General features: G+C 38.0%; 17 protein-coding genes. 12 read left to right on the forward strand and 5 right to left on the reverse strand.

Annotated features, from left to right (window positions below):
* Positions 1-34: 34 nt before the first annotated feature.
* The 4 genes from ACM46_RS02965 to ACM46_RS02980 all read right to left on the reverse strand — a co-directional run bounded on the left by ACM46_RS02965 (position 35) and on the right by ACM46_RS02980 (position 3,661).
* On the reverse strand, positions 35-997 hold the full coding sequence (locus ACM46_RS02965; protein WP_048505110.1) for a T9SS type A sorting domain-containing protein: 963 nt from the start codon (positions 995-997) through the stop codon (positions 35-37).
* Positions 998-1,037: 40 nt separating this feature from the next.
* Entirely contained in the window at positions 1,038-2,429 is a 1,392-nt protein-coding gene (locus tag ACM46_RS02970) for an outer membrane beta-barrel protein (RefSeq protein ID WP_048505111.1), read from the reverse strand.
* Positions 2,422-2,988, reverse strand: coding sequence for an RNA polymerase sigma factor (locus ACM46_RS02975; RefSeq protein ID WP_048505112.1), 567 nt, complete (start codon positions 2,986-2,988; stop codon positions 2,422-2,424). The genes ACM46_RS02970 and ACM46_RS02975 overlap by 8 nt, the downstream gene beginning before the upstream one ends.
* A gap of 97 nt (positions 2,989-3,085) precedes the next feature.
* Positions 3,086-3,661, reverse strand: a complete 576-nt coding sequence (locus tag ACM46_RS02980) for a DUF4840 domain-containing protein (RefSeq protein WP_048505113.1) — start codon at positions 3,659-3,661, stop codon at positions 3,086-3,088.
* A 289-nt stretch (positions 3,662-3,950) separates the two neighbouring features.
* Here ACM46_RS02980 and ACM46_RS02985 point away from each other — a divergent pair, with 289 nt between their 5' ends.
* Positions 3,951-4,781, forward strand: a complete 831-nt coding sequence (locus ACM46_RS02985) for an AraC family transcriptional regulator (protein ID WP_048505114.1) — start codon at positions 3,951-3,953, stop codon at positions 4,779-4,781.
* Positions 4,782-4,845: 64 nt separating this feature from the next.
* On the forward strand, positions 4,846-5,475 hold the full coding sequence (locus ACM46_RS02990) for a DUF417 family protein (RefSeq protein WP_048505115.1): 630 nt from the start codon (positions 4,846-4,848) through the stop codon (positions 5,473-5,475).
* Between the two features lie 147 nt (positions 5,476-5,622).
* On the opposite strand, the gene ACM46_RS02995 is transcribed toward ACM46_RS02990, so the two are convergent.
* On the reverse strand, positions 5,623-7,104 hold the full coding sequence (locus ACM46_RS02995; RefSeq protein ID WP_048505116.1) for a hypothetical protein: 1,482 nt from the start codon (positions 7,102-7,104) through the stop codon (positions 5,623-5,625).
* A 424-nt stretch (positions 7,105-7,528) separates the two neighbouring features.
* Between ACM46_RS02995 and ACM46_RS03000 the strand changes: the two genes are divergently transcribed.
* From ACM46_RS03000 to ACM46_RS03045, 10 genes are all read left to right on the forward strand, one after another.
* On the forward strand, positions 7,529-8,029 hold the full coding sequence (locus tag ACM46_RS03000) for a hypothetical protein (RefSeq protein ID WP_048505117.1): 501 nt from the start codon (positions 7,529-7,531) through the stop codon (positions 8,027-8,029).
* A gap of 12 nt (positions 8,030-8,041) precedes the next feature.
* Positions 8,042-8,686 (forward strand): hypothetical protein, encoded by a 645-nt coding sequence (locus tag ACM46_RS03005; RefSeq protein WP_131707534.1) that lies wholly within the window; start codon positions 8,042-8,044, stop codon positions 8,684-8,686.
* Positions 8,687-8,701: 15 nt separating this feature from the next.
* Positions 8,702-9,475, forward strand: a complete 774-nt coding sequence (locus ACM46_RS03010) for a sensor histidine kinase (protein ID WP_048505119.1) — start codon at positions 8,702-8,704, stop codon at positions 9,473-9,475.
* The gene (locus tag ACM46_RS03015) at positions 9,472-10,116 is read left to right on the forward strand and encodes a response regulator transcription factor (protein ID WP_048505120.1); all 645 of its coding nucleotides are present in this window, start codon (positions 9,472-9,474) and stop codon (positions 10,114-10,116) included. Before ACM46_RS03010 ends, ACM46_RS03015 begins: the two co-directional genes overlap by 4 nt.
* A gap of 783 nt (positions 10,117-10,899) precedes the next feature.
* The gene (locus ACM46_RS03020; protein WP_048505121.1) at positions 10,900-11,745 is read left to right on the forward strand and encodes a caspase family protein; all 846 of its coding nucleotides are present in this window, start codon (positions 10,900-10,902) and stop codon (positions 11,743-11,745) included.
* Positions 11,746-11,810: 65 nt separating this feature from the next.
* Positions 11,811-12,821: a trypsin-like serine peptidase gene (locus ACM46_RS03025; RefSeq protein ID WP_048505122.1), complete on the forward strand. Its 1,011-nt coding sequence runs from the start codon at positions 11,811-11,813 to the stop codon at positions 12,819-12,821.
* Positions 12,822-13,005: 184 nt separating this feature from the next.
* Positions 13,006-14,019: a phosphotransferase gene (locus tag ACM46_RS03030; protein WP_048505123.1), complete on the forward strand. Its 1,014-nt coding sequence runs from the start codon at positions 13,006-13,008 to the stop codon at positions 14,017-14,019.
* A 118-nt stretch (positions 14,020-14,137) separates the two neighbouring features.
* Complete coding sequence (locus tag ACM46_RS03035) at positions 14,138-15,175, forward strand: alpha/beta fold hydrolase (protein WP_048505124.1); 1,038 nt, start codon at positions 14,138-14,140, stop codon at positions 15,173-15,175.
* A gap of 117 nt (positions 15,176-15,292) precedes the next feature.
* On the forward strand, positions 15,293-15,802 hold the full coding sequence (locus ACM46_RS03040; RefSeq protein WP_048505125.1) for a hypothetical protein: 510 nt from the start codon (positions 15,293-15,295) through the stop codon (positions 15,800-15,802).
* Positions 15,799-16,146 (forward strand): tRNA-binding protein, encoded by a 348-nt coding sequence (locus ACM46_RS03045; RefSeq protein WP_048505126.1) that lies wholly within the window; start codon positions 15,799-15,801, stop codon positions 16,144-16,146. Before ACM46_RS03040 ends, ACM46_RS03045 begins: the two co-directional genes overlap by 4 nt.
* Positions 16,147-16,155 lie beyond the last annotated feature (9 nt).

A 16,155-nucleotide genomic window follows, 5' to 3' on the forward strand; every position in this document is an offset into this window, starting at 1 on the left:
GCGATTAAAAAAAACTAACTCGGGATGTGTTCTATTACTTTTTGATGAACTTGTTTTTGTAAGTGTTTCCTTCCGCATCTTTGGAAAGAATGATATAATTTCCGGGAACCAGGCGGCTTACATCTATTGGTTCGCTAAAGTGATGGCTGTTTTTCTGCAGCGCCACTTTTCCGGACATATCCATGATGGTTACCTCTTTATATTTTTTATCTGAATCTTTTCCGATGTAAAGCAGCTGTGTTGTAGGATTCGGATATATTTTAAGGGTATTTTCCTTACGTTTGGTTTCGCCTGTTCCCAGGGTGCAGTATTCAAAGTTTCCGAAATTCAGTTTTACAAAACTTCCTGTCCCTAAAAATTGACACATATCCGGGCAATACTCCGTACAGGCATAAAATCCAAATACTCCGGAATCTGTTGCCGTATAAGAATCTCCCACTACTCCGTTGATCACACATGGATCTCCGGGTGAAGGCGGCGGGCTATTTGGAATACATCTGTACCATACATGATTTCCGTAAAGATCAGGAAATATATCATCAAATCTCACCGATGCTCCGGCACAGACATTATATTCTCCTGCTCCCAGGTCCTCAAAAGTTCCGGGCGTGAAAGTACTCATCATAGCAGGAAGAGAATAAGCAAACCCGTCTGCCATAACTGCCGGACTCTCCGCAGTGCAGTCTCCATCATGAACTTCTACCTTAAAATAATAAAGCTGATCATCATTTCCGTTAATCGTCAATGTCTGTGAAGTCGCCCCGGGAATTGCGGTCCACGGATTGTTATTAGGAGTCTGCCAGGTCCATTGCTGTTTATACCATTGATAACTTCCGAATGCCTGTGTAGAAAGCACCTCTGTTTCGGTTTCACAGAATACAATTTTATCCTGGTATTGCGCGCCCAGTCTGGGACTGGTAATTGTAGGATTACACTGTGCTTTTATGCTCAGGATGCCCATGAGTGTAAAAGCCAAAAAAATTAGTTTGGTTTTCATATTTAAATATTTAATGGTTGGGTTTAGTCTTTTTAAGTGGTCAGTCCAGAAGCAGTCTGATGCCGAACTTCATATTAAAATTTAAAGGTTTTTCTTTATAAATGGTATTGAGCTGGCTGTCATTTTTGAAATGATACCCGATTCCCGGTTCTGCATAAATCCCAATTTTATCCACAACTTTCACCTGCAGCCCAAGAGCTGTATTAAGTGAAACCTGTACCGGTTTGGTATCGAGGCGTTCTTCCTGGGTATCCTGTATTTCATTATTAACGATATAAGTTGTTTTCAACTTTGCGGCGACTGCTTTTTCAGCAAGAACGCCTCCGGTTACATAGCCTGTAAAACGCCCTTTCTGAACTACATTATAATTGATCTGTACAGGAATTCCGATATAATGAACACTCTGATCACCTTTTATATAATCTGAATTGCTCCCTGAATGAAGCTCTGAAGTCAGTTTTGTATAGTTCACACCTGTTCCTATTCCCCATCTTTTTCCGAGACTGTAATACATGGACAGCCCAAAAGTAACCGGAATTTTATGTCTGATCCTCGCTTCAACTTCTTTGCTCTGGTTGGCTAGCAATACTGCCGTAAGCGGATCATCTGTTGTCCCTGCGCTCCAAACATCACTGAAGGCCATCGGAGTTCCGCTGATAGAGGCATATCCAGGAAGCTTTTGTTCGGAAGAACCTGAAGAAAAATTTCCTGTAAGCATACTCAGCATCCATTTTTCAGCCGTCCTTTTCTGATGTTTAGAACGTGTATTATCAGCATATTTTTCAGGAAGTTTCGTTTCTTCCGGATTAATGATTTCTTCTGAATTTTCTTTCTCTTTTAATTTTTCAATATTGAATGGAGAGATCGATAGGATTGGATTTTTTTTCTTTATCAGGTCTAATTTTTTCTCTTTTCCAACAGACTCCAAAATCCCTTGATTATCATTGTCAATTGTCTTTCCAAGAATATTTTTAAAGAAGGCATCAATGCTTGTTTTACCTGTCCGTATATTTTCTGAACTGCTGTATTTTTCATCCCCATTCTTGTCTATTGGATCACTAACAGCTACTATCTCTTCATGCTCTGTTCTGTTTTTTTCTGTAGCTTTAATCGATGTTGGCTTTTCTGTCTCTTTTACAATAGGAGTTCCGGATTTTTCGGCATTCATGTCAAACATGATCTTTCCTGTAAAGAATAAAAGAGCGAGTCCGGCTGCAATGCCTCCAACACGGAACCAAAGGGATTTTCTTTCCGCAGAGATGGCTCTATTTTCAGTATGATCAGCAGCCTCAGTCATCACCACTCCGGCCATTCCCTTTTCCTCATCCTCAGAAAAAAGTTCATTCTTAATATCATCCCACAGCCCATCCGGAACATCCTCTTCGTGGTCTTCCATCTTCCTGTGCAGATCATTTAGCCACCGATTATTCATATTGTGCTTTTTTTGACATTTTATATTCTTTAATTTTCTGGACCAGAAGTCCTTTTGCCCGATGAAACTGAGAAGCTGAGGAGTTCTCTGCAATTCCCAAAAGCCCCGCAATCTCCTTATGACTCTTCTTCTCAAATACAAACAGGTTGAAAACCATTCTGTAACCATCCGGAAGCGACCTGATCATTTTCATAATAACCGTCTGGGGAATTTCTTCCAGATCCGGTTCTTCATCATTGGGAATATCAGGAAACTCGGTCAGGTAAATATCTGCCGCAGGAACGGAATGCTGTTTGATATGTTTCAGCGCTTCATTAACCACAATCCGGATCATCCATGCTTTTAAAGAGCCGCTGCCCCTGTATTCAAAAGTTTCTATGGACCGGAACATTTTGATAAAACTGTTCTGCAGAACATCATTAACATCATCTTTTGCAGGAAGATAACGGGCGCAGACTCCGGCAAGGTTTCCGGAATAGGTTCCGAAAAACTCTTTCCAGGCAGCTTCTTCCTTCGTGAGAAGGCGTCTTACCAAAATCTGCTCGTAGTTTTCTTCCATGTATGGGTAAAATCCGGTTTAACGCCCGGTTAAAATTTTAAAGCAAAAATAGACCGCATTGGGCAAAACACAATCTATTGTTCATATTATCTATCAATTAATTCTTTATACAAAACGGGAAATTATAATAAATGGGTTCAAAAGGATTGAGAACAACATCATTCACCGTAATTTTTTCTGCTGCCAGAACAAACCTCAAGGAATGATCCAGCCCTATGAAATAACCGGTCTGCTTTGCTACAATGGCAACTACCGCTTTCTTAACCGTTCCATCTACCGGAATCTGAAGCTCAAGCTCCTTTGGCGCAAAAGTAAGCTCTACCCAATTTTTATCTGCATTCAAAACGGATGTGTATTTGATATTATATTTCACTTTTCCCATTGCTGTTAAGGCCGCCTGAGTTTTCACAGGATCTTTCACAACTGCCGTTACAATTTCTTTGATCGGAAATTCCTGAAAGGTGAGGGTATCTTTTTTTATTTTAAAGTCTACGATTTTCTCAGATCTGAATTGCCCCTGCACAGTGATCAGCCGTCCTTTGTAATTCCCGTTTACATCTTCAAGTTTTACAGGCGGTACTTCTATCCTGTCCTCATTGATGCATGAGAACAGGGAGAAGATAATGGATATCACCAAAACAGCAGTAATCACAAGTACTATTAAATTTTTCATTTCATTATTTTTTTAACATTAAACATTCATTGGATTGAGTACTCATCTATAAAATCCTGTTTTTGGAAAATCTTGCATAGAATTTTGAAAAAAGAATGAAATAATTTTGTAATGCGCTGATTTTGTGGTGATCTTTTTTTCTTTGAAATAAAAAACAATGAGACTTTTCTAACTATTTGTTTTTATGATAAGCCATCTTATCTATATCCAACTAAAAAAACAGACTCTGCTAATATGATTTTTAATAATCAGAAAAAACCTGCTGCTGAATATTTCCTATATTTATTCCATGCTAGTGCAAATACAATCCTATCCTTCATCTCATTTTCTTTCAGACTTTAGTACTGAGAATTATGGTGTGGTTTTATTAAATGGTTCCGGGATTTTTTCGGTAGATCAGATTAATTATTCTTATGAAAATTCTACGGTTCTTTTTCTTACGCCTTACCAAAAGCTAAAACTGATTGCAGAAAAAGATGAGGAAATTATGATCCTTTTCTTTCACGGAGATTATTACTGCATTGAATATCATAAAGAGGAAGTGGCCTGCAACGGACTTTTGTTCAACAATATTTATTTAAATCCGGGGATACGGCTCCCTGGTGAGCAATACGATTATATTCGTGGAATTTTCAATCATATAGAACGTGAGCTTTCGGAAAAACATCTCTTTTCGGAATCTATCATTAAAACATATATTCAGTTGATTCTTGCGATCTGCAGCAAGCAAAAAAGTGGTAATCCCAACGATCAGATTTCAGGCGGGCGGCTTTCCAACAAAAACGCAGCAGAATTTCAAAAAATGCTGGAGCTTCATTTTAAAGAAGAAAAAGAGCTTTCCTTTTACAGCAGCAAACTTAATATTACCAACAGCACCCTGAGCAAAGCGGTTAAAAAAGAATTTAATAAAACACCAAGTCAGCTTATTAATGAAAGAGTGACTTTAGAAGGCAAAAGGCTTCTTCATTTAACCTATCTTTCTGTAAAAGAAATTGCATCCGGGCTAGGGTTTCACGATGAGTTTTACTTCAGCAGGTATTTTAAAAAATCGGTAGGATGTTCTCCTAAAAAATACAGAGAGAAGGTAGGCATTTCCATTGTGGCAAAAATATCCATGTAATGTCCTGATATCTCTATTTTTAAGCGCCCTGCATCGGTATACCTTTGTAAAAAATAAAAATCCTATGCAGAATAATGCGATACTTAACTGCCTTGTGCTCTTAGATTCTTACTTCCTTAATTTTTTAAGAATTTCAATATTCATCGTTATGGCCTGGATCGGAGGGCTTAAAGCTTTTCAATATGAAGCAGACGGAATTGTTCCTTTCATTGCCAACAGTCCGTTTATGAGCTTTTTTTATAAAAATGCAGACCGTAAAGTGATTAACGAAAATCAAAAATCAGTTTCAGAATACACTTTGTATAAAAATCCGGAAGGTAAGACGGTACAAAAGAATATAGACTGGCAAACGGCCAATGGCACTTATATATTTTCCTATGGATTAGGAACCGTGATTGTCATCATTTCCATTCTGGTTCTGCTGGGAATATGGTTTCCTACAATAGGAGCTGTGGGTGGCGCTTTAACTTTCATTATGTCTTTCGTTACGCTTTCTTTTCTGATCACCACTCCAGAGGTGTATGTTCCGGATTTAGGCGGAGACTTCCCTACACCGCAGTATGGATTTCCTTATCTATCAGGAGCCGGACGTTTGGTGTTAAAAGATATCATCATGATGGCAGCCGGACTGGTATTGTTTTCAGACAGTTTAAAAAAAGTGATAAAAAGCAAAATTGTCTTATCAAATCATTAAAACTAAACATTTAGTTTTCAAATAATTAAACAGACTGAATAATCCTTTTGCTTTAAATCTCTTAATTTTACACTTAAATTAATATCATGAGTAAGGCCCGGAAATTTCCGGGCCTTACTTATTTAAAGAATTAAGATATAAGGAGAATTACGGACAACCATATATAGTCTGTTTAAAGCTTCCGCTCACCCCATCCGAAGTTCCTACTTCATGCTGAACCGTAAAGGAAGACAATGCCGCTGTTGCACGGGTATTGGTATTGTACATTCCCATATGTCTTTCTACCCTTTTCTGATTGGTATTGGATCGGCATTCATAAACATCCGGAAGATAAATAGGATCCATGCAATAACTGGAGTTGAACGAAAGATCATACTGTCCCTGATACAGTGTACCCTGTAAAAATTTGACACAAAGGGTGGTGCTCTTATCTTTTCTTCTGTTCCAGTTTCCATTCTTGTCAATATGATGCAACTCTGTCCATCCGGCCAGGGACGATCTATTTCCTCCTAAACCAAAAGGAAAAGGAGACCAGTTATAATAATCTATTTTTCCACGAAGTACATTGGAAGAATTAATCACCATATCCTGTAATCCACCCTTTGTAGCCATCGAACAGGATTGTCCCCATCCTTTCACGTAGACGTTGTAGGTATGAACCACATTCCATGTGCTTGCATTACTGTATGGACTGATTGATTTTACTTTTACCGTAGGATGGTAAACGGTATTTGCACCCGGATACACATGCTCTACGGTCGGTAAAATGTACTGATTAGGAGCAAGTGTAAATTCAGCAGCAGCATTGGTTCCGTCATTAAATTCAATCCTGTATTTTGCCTGCTGAGGAACTAGCGCACGGCTCAATGTAAAACCTTCAAATTTTACTTTCCCGGGACTAGAGCAGGTAAACTCTTCATAAATGGTTCCGCTTAATCTGAAAAGCTGAACAGGCACCGGAGTTCCTCTTATCCCTTTGGCATTTGCAAAATCAATGGTTCCAAACTCTCTATAAATGTTTTTTGCGGAAGAAACAGAAATAATTTCCCGGACAGGATCCAGTGCTATGATTTGCTCTATTGAAGGATTGCTGCCAAGCAATTCCACTTTTTTCAACATTTCAGCCCGGTCGGCCTTTACGGAAACAATAAATTCGGGATTGAGATATTTTACCACATAATTTCCTACTTTCACCTCTCTGTTTACATTTAAAATGGAGCGTAAAATTGGGGATGTAATCCAGTGTTCCTCCGGAATTTCCTGATAGGAGCTCCAGCCTATAGCATTCTGCTGTTCAAATTTCGCAAAAGCCTCGGCCCGCAACGAATTTAAACCTAAATTTTGTTCTGCTTCCAGAAGAAGATCATCTTCACTTCTTTCATCATCAGGAGCCGCAGCTACTTCAGCCAGATAATCGTAGTAACAATAAAACTGGGCTTCGTCTTTGAAGTCAAGCATTCCATTATTGAGTGTTGGGCTGGAGCAAGACATTGATACCTTTGATGAGGCACTTTTTAAGGGTTGCTCATGATCTGTTTTTTTAGCCTGCTGAAGTTCATCTTCACAACCTGAGAGAAAAAACAATGAACACAGTACAATAAGATACTGCCTTTTTAAAATCTTTTTCATATAAAATATTCTTTTTGCCTGAAATTACTTTTTCGTACAGACAGCCGCAATCAGGAATTATTAAGTGTGTAAAGACTATGGATAAGTGTAAGGAAAATAAGGCTAGCCGTACTTATGCTTTTTTCTATTTTACAACAATAAAGCCTGTGTAAAGAGATTCATTACCCGCTAAAAGATTATTTTTTCACCAGATTTCCAGCAAAGAAGGCCATGAAAGGAGGTTGAACAAAAGAAGATATATCTTACTGAATACCAAAACAAATGTTGTAAATTTATTCAAAGTAAAAACAGTGTTTTCCCCCTTTTACAGAGTTGGACAGTTCCCTAATTTTGCTTTATAAAATTAAAAACTAAAAAAATGAAAACTCCCTTATTATTTAGAAATCTAAGTTCGCTTTTTGTCTTACTTATTTTAAGTTTTTGCATGTTAAGCTGCACACGCTGCTCCGAACCCCCTAAAGAACCCGTAAATGACAGTTATAAAAAGAAACTGATCAGCTACAAGGAAGGTAAAGTACTCTATGATGAATATTCCAGAACGAATAACATTATTCTTACCAAATACAGAAACGGGCAGCCCGATTCAAGATGGTACTGGTTTTCGGTGGATGAACTGGAAGGCTATATTAAATACGTAAAAGAAAACGCCAAAAAACAGAAGCTGAAAAACCCGGGAATCAGAATTTATATGGGAAAATATCCTGTGGACCATCCTAAAAGCAAAATGGCAAAACCCGAATATGCCGGATATCAGACTATATTCTTAGTTCCTACTGCCCAAAATGTAAAAAAAGACAGCACAAGAGTGATGTCCAGAGCAATGAGATCTACAGATGAAAACTCAGATGTAAAGGAGGGTATGCAATCTCTGAATATGACCAATCTGGCACCTCCTCCTAATGTATCCACCGCTTCCATGCAGTAAAAACAGAAAACCATGAACTGGAATATAGAAATCGGGAAACAAATATCCCTGGTCATACCCATTATAGTAATGGTTTTAATGGCTGTTAAATTCAGGAAAATAGGGAAAGAAAATTTCTTTTTCATCATAGGATATACTGTCCTTTCCCTGATTGATATTTTCTGCTATTTCTATTTCAGTTCTACCCATCGGTCTACGGATATCTTTTATGTGATCGGCTTTTTAATGATCGCGTTCTTTTTGTACCTTTTGTATTATTATCAATTGTTACACTGGCCGGTCCTTAAAAAAATACAGTCTGTTCTTCTGGTATTATTTGTAATTAATATCGGGGTGATGTTTTATATTGAGGACGATCTTCTGCATCATTTTTCATTTAATATGCTGTATGTTGATATTCTCCTGCTGATATTTTCCATTATTCTATTTTTATATCAAACCTTTAATTCAGATAAAGTACTGGAAATTACCAATTACCTGCCCTTTTGGATCTCGGTGGCTTTACTGATTCTTTTTATCGGAAGCATTCCGATCTTATATTTCAGAACGAAGGTCTCCCAGCCGATTTATTTCTTCATATTATTTATGTTGAATCTGATCAGTAATACCATACTTATGCTGGGGTTAATCTGGAATAAACAGGATAATCAGAAATAAATACCACTTTAAACTATGGAAGAAGAAAATAATTTAGTCATTACTTTTACCATTACTTTACTTATCGTTGTTTTGACAATGATTTTCATCTACGTGGTTTTTATCAAAAAGAAAACAACCCTTCTGATTGCCCAAAAAGAAAAAGATATGCGGTTCGAAAAAGAGCTCGCCACCTCGCAGGTTGAAATAAAAGAACAGACCCTGAACTATATCGGGCAGGAATTACATGATGATGTGGGCCAGAAGCTGTCTGTAGTCCGTTTACGCCAAAATCAACTCGTTTCCAAGCTGAAAAACTCGGAAAAGGAAGAGCTTAATGAACTGAGTGAATTATTGGGCGAATGCATTCAGGATATCAGAAATCTATCTAAAACACTGATTACCGAACAGATTATTCATTTTGGTCTGGTAGAATCCATTGAGAGGGAAGTACAGCGGATCCGGAAATTAAAGCTGTTAAAAATAGATTTCATCACCCAGAAACAGGATGTAGATATTACGCCCAAACACGGTCTTATTCTTTTCCGGATTATTCAGGAAAGTATCAACAATATACTGAAGCATTCCAGAGCAAAAAATGTATCTATCCGGATAGAAGATGATCATGATATTTTACGCATTCATATTTCCGATAACGGAAAAGGATTCAATACCAGCAAGATACAGGACGGATCTGGGTTAAAAAACATGGAGCTCAGGGCCAAGCTTATCCGTGCAGAATTTTCCATCCAGTCTGAACTCGACAAAGGAACACAAACCTCGATAATTTATTACAAACACTTACTATGAAAACAATTCCCATAGCTATTGTAGATGATCATACTTTAATGTCTAAAGCATTGGAAAACATGATCATGGAGAACCCTCAATACAGTGTGATCATGAATCATCCCAATGGTGAAGATTTCATTGCCGCACTGGAAAAAGCTTCAGAATTACCCGCTGTAGTCCTGATGGATATTAATATGCCTTATAAAAATGGTATAGAAACCACAGAATGGCTCACTGAGCACCACCCTAACATTAAAGTCATTGCCCTCACTATGGAAGATGACGAAAAAGTACTCATCAAAATGCTGAAAGCAGGCGCAAAAGGCTATCTTCTCAAAGATATGCAGCCTTCCATTCTCTTTCAGGCCATAGATACGGTATTTGATAAGGGTAGCTTTTATACGGATTTTGTCGCGCAGAAACTGTTGAAAGTAAAAACAGAAGATCTGAAAACTGCTTCTCTCCTTTCCGAACTAAAAGACAGGGAAAAAGAATTCATCAGACTGGCCTGCAGTGAACTCACCTATAAAGAAATAGCCGATAAAATGTGTCTGAGTCCCAAAACTATAGACGGTTACAGAGATTCCGTTTTCACAAAACTGGAAATAAAAAACAGGGTTGGTCTGGTTCTTTTTGCCCTGAAACATGATCTGTGCTGATCTGATTCTTTTAAAATTATTATAGTCCAAAACCATCATAACTCAATCACTTGTCCGGTAGATTTTTACAATTTACCGGATTTTTTGTTTTTCCTGCCTTAGTCTTTAAAAATAATTACAAAGGCAGAAGAAAAAAGCTTGACTATTTCTTCATGTTTAGCCCCATTCTAAATTAAATTCCGGATAAGAAGCAGCATTCAATAATTCATTTATTAAAACGCTATTATTTATCGCAAGGGCAGACAAAGGTTTTTACTTTTTTGAATGTTTTTTAAAGATAAACAAAGCCACTTCGTTTATTAAAGTAATACGAAATTGAGTATTATTTTAATCCTTAAAACCTGGCCAAGGATATTAAAGAGAACAATAGCTGCTCAGCTTCAGCTTCCACCCGCAATCTATTCATTTTCTTACCCTAAACACATAGAAACATCAACGCAATCATCCGTGTCAATTTGCGGTAATCTATAAAACGCTCTATTCATCAATAGGAGCGGGCTTCAGCCCGCTTACATAAGAATCCGTATTCATCCGGCTTTAGCCAAACCTTAAATTTGATACGAATCTCACAAATAACACAATCATCTGTGAAAATCTGCGTATTCCGTGATTAAAAAATCCATTCAACATCCCACAAAAGGTGTTTTTCCTACCACAGAATTAGGCTTTTGCCTCTGTTTTCATTGTCCTGAATAGCAGAATTTTGTCCTGTAAAAATAACCCATGAAGGCCGAACCCGAAAAGCCAAGAAAAGAGTAGGGAAAACTTAAAAAACTAATAGAAATGAAAAAAGCACTTGTAGTAGGGATTAACGACTATGCTCCTATCGGATCCGGAGGACCGGACTTAAATGGATGTGTAAACGATGCCCGAGATATGGCCAACACGCTGGTAATTTGCGGATTTACACCTGCAAAAATTAGAATCCTTACCAATCAGAATGCCACCAGAGCCAATATATTAAATTATCTGAAAACATTGGTAAACAGTAGTGTAAAAGGAGATTCACTGGTCTTTTATTATTCAGGGCACGGAACAAGAGTGGCCAATATAGGAACAGATCTGGAAATAGACGGCCTGGATGAAGCCATTTGCCCACACGATTATGCAAGCGCAGGCGTGATCCGTGATGACGATTTTAAAGCGGTACTCAGCAAGTTGAAAGCCGGCGTGAACCTGGAAGTGATTTTCGATTGCTGCCATTCAGGTACCGGAACCAGAAAAATGGATCTTGGGCTGGATCTGGAGCTTTCTTACGAAGCTGCCCGTTTCATTCCGCCTATGCTGGAGGATGAATTTTATATGACTTATGCCAGTGAAATGCAGACTTCTAAAAGTGCTAAAAAATCGGCCGCCCTTACGAAAGCGTTGGTTCCCGTTACCGGAATGAATCATACGTTGTGGGCTGCGTCCAAAGACAATCAGGTATCTATGGAAGGAAACATGAATGGCCAGATAAGAGGCTATTTTACCTACCATTTCTGTAAAATCCTTCGGGCAACCAACGGCAATATTGTCAGAAAAACACTCGACAAACAGATTGCGACAGCCTTAGCTGCGATGGGAGCTGCCCAAATCAACCAGACAGAAAGCATGACAGCAGAATTCTCTCAAAAGATATTCTCCTAAACAATACTGGCGGAATCCGAAAAGCCATCCAAAGAGTAGGAAAAACTGACTAAAAACTAATCATCATGTCTAAAACTGAAAGTAATCAACCTATGACGGCAGAAGAAGTATCAAGACTTAAAACCGTTAAAGCAAAATCAACCGAAAAATTGGCAAATGCCGAAAAACAAGCCAGCCAGGGCCCTGCCATGGAAACCATTGACGGACGTTCTTTCCCTAAAGGAATGAAATCCATCGGAATGCCGGCCAACGAAAAATCTGCGGAAGCAAAAGTTCTTCAGACCGATCACTTCTACCCTACCCATTCCGATTTTGAATATCAGCCTAAACTGGAGCCTAAGAAAAACCGTAAACCCAAGTTTATCGAAAGAGACTCTTTTCTGACGACTGAAGGAATAAAAACCATATTCGGAGCAGATCAGAGAAAGGTATATAATTCTACGGCTTACCCGTGGCGATGCGTGGGCAGAGTAGAAAGCGCACTGGGATCCGGAAGCGGAGTTATGATTGGGCCGAGACACCTTCTTACCTGCTCTCACATTGTAGACTGGCAAGCTAATAACAATACAGGATGGCTAAAATTCACGCCTATGTATTATAATGGAAGCGCCCCTTACGGAAGCGCGTGGGGTACCCTGACCTATTATAAATACAAAGTGGCAGGCCCTTCTATAGACTCTACAGAAATTCAATATGACTATGTCGTGATTGTCTTAGACAGACCTATCGGAAACAGCACAGGCTGGATGGGCGCAAAATCATATACAGATTCATGGGATGGAGGAGCTTACTGGACTCACGCAGGATATCCGGGAGATTTAACGGGTACGCAAAGACCAACTTACCAGACCGGAATTGCTTTGGACGGTGATTTCTGGAGTGCCGACGACAACGAAAGCATGAGCCACAAAGCTGATATCTGGCCAGGACAAAGCGGCGGCCCGTTCTGGGGATACTGGGATGGAGCTCCTTATGCTGTAGCAACCCAAAGTGCCCATAACCCAAGTGAAAATTTTGCAAGTGGCGGTTCAGATCTCGTCAATCTCGTTATCAGAGCCCGAAACGAACATCCTTAACCAATTTTATTATATTAAACCGAAGAGCCTGGCTGAAAAGTCGGGCTCTTTTATGTAATCGATAAAGTTAATTGCTTACAAAAAATGGTGGGTAAAAAGAAAAAATATATAGATAACATGTGTAAAACTGAAAAATGTTAACGAAATTGCACATACTTTATGACCAACCTCGAACTAATAACTGATGACAGAGAAATTTCCGGCAATAAACAGTACACTTTCACCCAATAAACTTGGTCAGCTTATTCAACAAAAATATGGACTTACCGACAAAACGGAATGTCATATATTTCGACTTGCCATGAATCATTTATATATTGTTCATGATAACGAAAATAAATACGTTTTTAGAGTTTATACACATCATTGGCGGACTAAATCAGAAATTGAAGAAGAATTAAGACTTTTAATTCTTTTAAAAGAAGCAGGCCGACAAGTTGCTTTTCCAATAGCTGATAAATCAAACAAATTCATTCAAGAAATTGAAGCTCCGGAAGGGACAAGATTCGGTGTTTTATTTTCGTATGCTAAAGGCATAAAGACGGCAAAATTTTCACCCCAAACAAGCTTCTTAATCGGGCAGGCATTAGCAAAAGTTCATCAATCCACAGAAAATATCGGACTGATGAGAATGTCTTACAATGTTGAAAACCTCCTCAAAAAACCTATTTTAAAAACAAAAGAATTTTACCGTAAAAATAGCTGTGAAATTGAATTTCTAGAAACTCTTTCTGCTTTTTTAACGCTAAAAATGGAAAACACAGGCAAACAGAAAATGAGGTATGGAGCTGTTCATCTTGATGTTTGGTTTGACAATTTGCATATTGATAATGAAAAAGAGATAACATTTTTTGACTTTGATTTTTGTGGTAACGGTTATTTATGTCTTGACATTTCTTATTTCCTATTTCAGTTATTTACAACCCATTTGGACGAAGAGGAATTTCAAATAAAAGCAGATAGCTTCATAAAAGGTTACGAAAAAGTAACTAAAATTAATGACGAAGAAAAAAAGTTTTTACCCTACGCATGTTTAGCAATTATGACCTATTACATAAGTGTTCAGTGCGACAGATTTGAATATTGGACCAATATTTTCCTGAATGAAGATCATTTAAAAAGAATGGTTGGCAATTTGAAGCGATGGATGACTTACAACAAAATTGAGATTAGTAACGAACTAAAACCTATTCTCTAGAAAAACAATGAATAATCATTTAAACGATGACAGAAGACTTATTATGATTGAAAGATTTTGCTCCGAAATTCCGGCCATCCTCAAGCCTCAAAACTTCTTATAAAGCTTAAAAATAACCATGAAATTCATTTTAAAAACATTTAAGTTTATTGGTAAACTTATACTGGGAATTCTAATAGTATTGTTGTTCCTGGGCGGATGCTACCGATTATTCAGTTCAAAATCAGTTCCACCGGGTAAATTAGTTAATGTGAATGGCACCAACATTCATGTAAGAGCAGAAGGTGAAAAGAAATCTTTACCTACCATTATTATTGAAGCTGGTGCCCATAGTAATACAGATATGTTGCATTGGCTGGCAGAAGGTTTGAAAAATAAGACAAGAGTTATACGCTATGACAGAGATGGAAAATGGTTTAGTGAATTGAGTAATGGTGATGGCAGATCTCCTGAGTTTTATGCCCGTCAGCTTCATGAATTATTAGAAAAAATAGGAGAAAAACCACCTTACATTTTGGTGGGTCATTCTATGGGAGGGCCTTATACCAGAATATTCAGGGATCTTTATCCAAATGAAGTGGAAGGAATTGTTTTCATAGATTCAAGCCATCCTGAACAATGGAAGCGATTAGCTCAAAAAGAACTGGTTACTAAAGGGCAGGCAAGACTTTTAAAAATAGGATCCGTACTTGCCGATTTAGGTATTTTGGGTATTTATGAGAATACACTTAGTAAGCCAGTGTATCAAGGCGATGGTTTACCCCAAGAAGTACATAGCCGTTCACGATCATTAACTTCCAATTCCGGAGAAGTTTACCGTATGTTTTTAAGAGAGAATGAGTTAACTAATAAAGTACTAATGCGTGCGGGTCAGGCAAAGGACTTGGATTCATTACCTGTCCTGGTATTTACAGCTACTGAACAGTATAAGGAATCCCAAAAAGAGCGATACCGAAAAGATGGAATTGACCCTGAAAAGCAAGTTCAATTATGGTTTGACATGCAAAAAGAACTAAAAGAACTCTCTTCTAATGGAAAGCAAATTATTATGAATGCAAGTCATGGTACTATTATTACGAAAAAAGAAAATGCAAATTTAATAAACAACGAAATTCTTTTACTCTCTGAAAAGATTGGAAAGAAAAATTATAAATAAAAGGTCATACAACATCAGTTTTGCAAGTGATGAAAATAGTATCCTTAGTCTAAAATTCTAACAATAGAAATCAAGCACTACAAATATTTTAATACATTTGTTTAAAACATATTCTGAATGAATTTTGAACAGATCAATCTGCACCTTGAGGCTTATAAAGAACACGATCAGATTCTGGATGCCGCGAAATACCTGATCCATTCATTCGATCTGGAGCATGAGAACTTTGCAGGATTCGGATTCAGGGAAGAGCTTTCTCCCACTTCAATGCTTTTGACCGCAGAAGGGGAACTGGGAGGCCCACAAACGGTAATGATACCCAGAAATCTATTCGATTTTGATCTGAATCTTGTCCTGAACATGGTTGCTCATGAAATGCTCCATGTACGGCAAAAAGCACCCGGACAGGTAGTGGAAGACAAAAACGAGCGGGAATTTCAGGCCTATTATGAAATGCTTTTCCACAAAGTCTTTCCACAGGTTCCGGAAGTGTCGGATTTTCATAAAAAATTCTTTGGAAACAAAGCGTTGGAATATTACAGAAGAATGGGCGAAGGCTCCGATCTTCAACAGAAATACGCGGTAGAAAAAACAGAAGTAGAACAGTTAATCAATTCATTATCATGATTATAAAACCGGAAATAACCTGGACAGACTTTGAAAAAATAGATATGAGATGCGGAACCATTATTGCCGTAAACGATTTTGAGAAAGCCAGAAATCCATCATATCAGCTTGACATAGATTTCGGAGATCTGGGAATCAAAAAATCATCCGCACAGATTACCTCTCTTTACAGTAAAGAAGAACTTATAGGAAAGCAGGTAATGGCTGTCGTTAATTTTCCCAAAAAACAGATCGCCAATTTCTTCAGCGAGTGTCTGGTAATGGGAGTTTATGGAGAAGAAAAAAAAGATGTCACTCTTTTAACACCTACTCTGCCTGTTAAAAACGGAATGCCGATAGGATAAAAAACACAA

Source organism: Chryseobacterium angstadtii, from assembly GCF_001045465.1.
Classification (GTDB): domain Bacteria; phylum Bacteroidota; class Bacteroidia; order Flavobacteriales; family Weeksellaceae; genus Chryseobacterium; species Chryseobacterium angstadtii.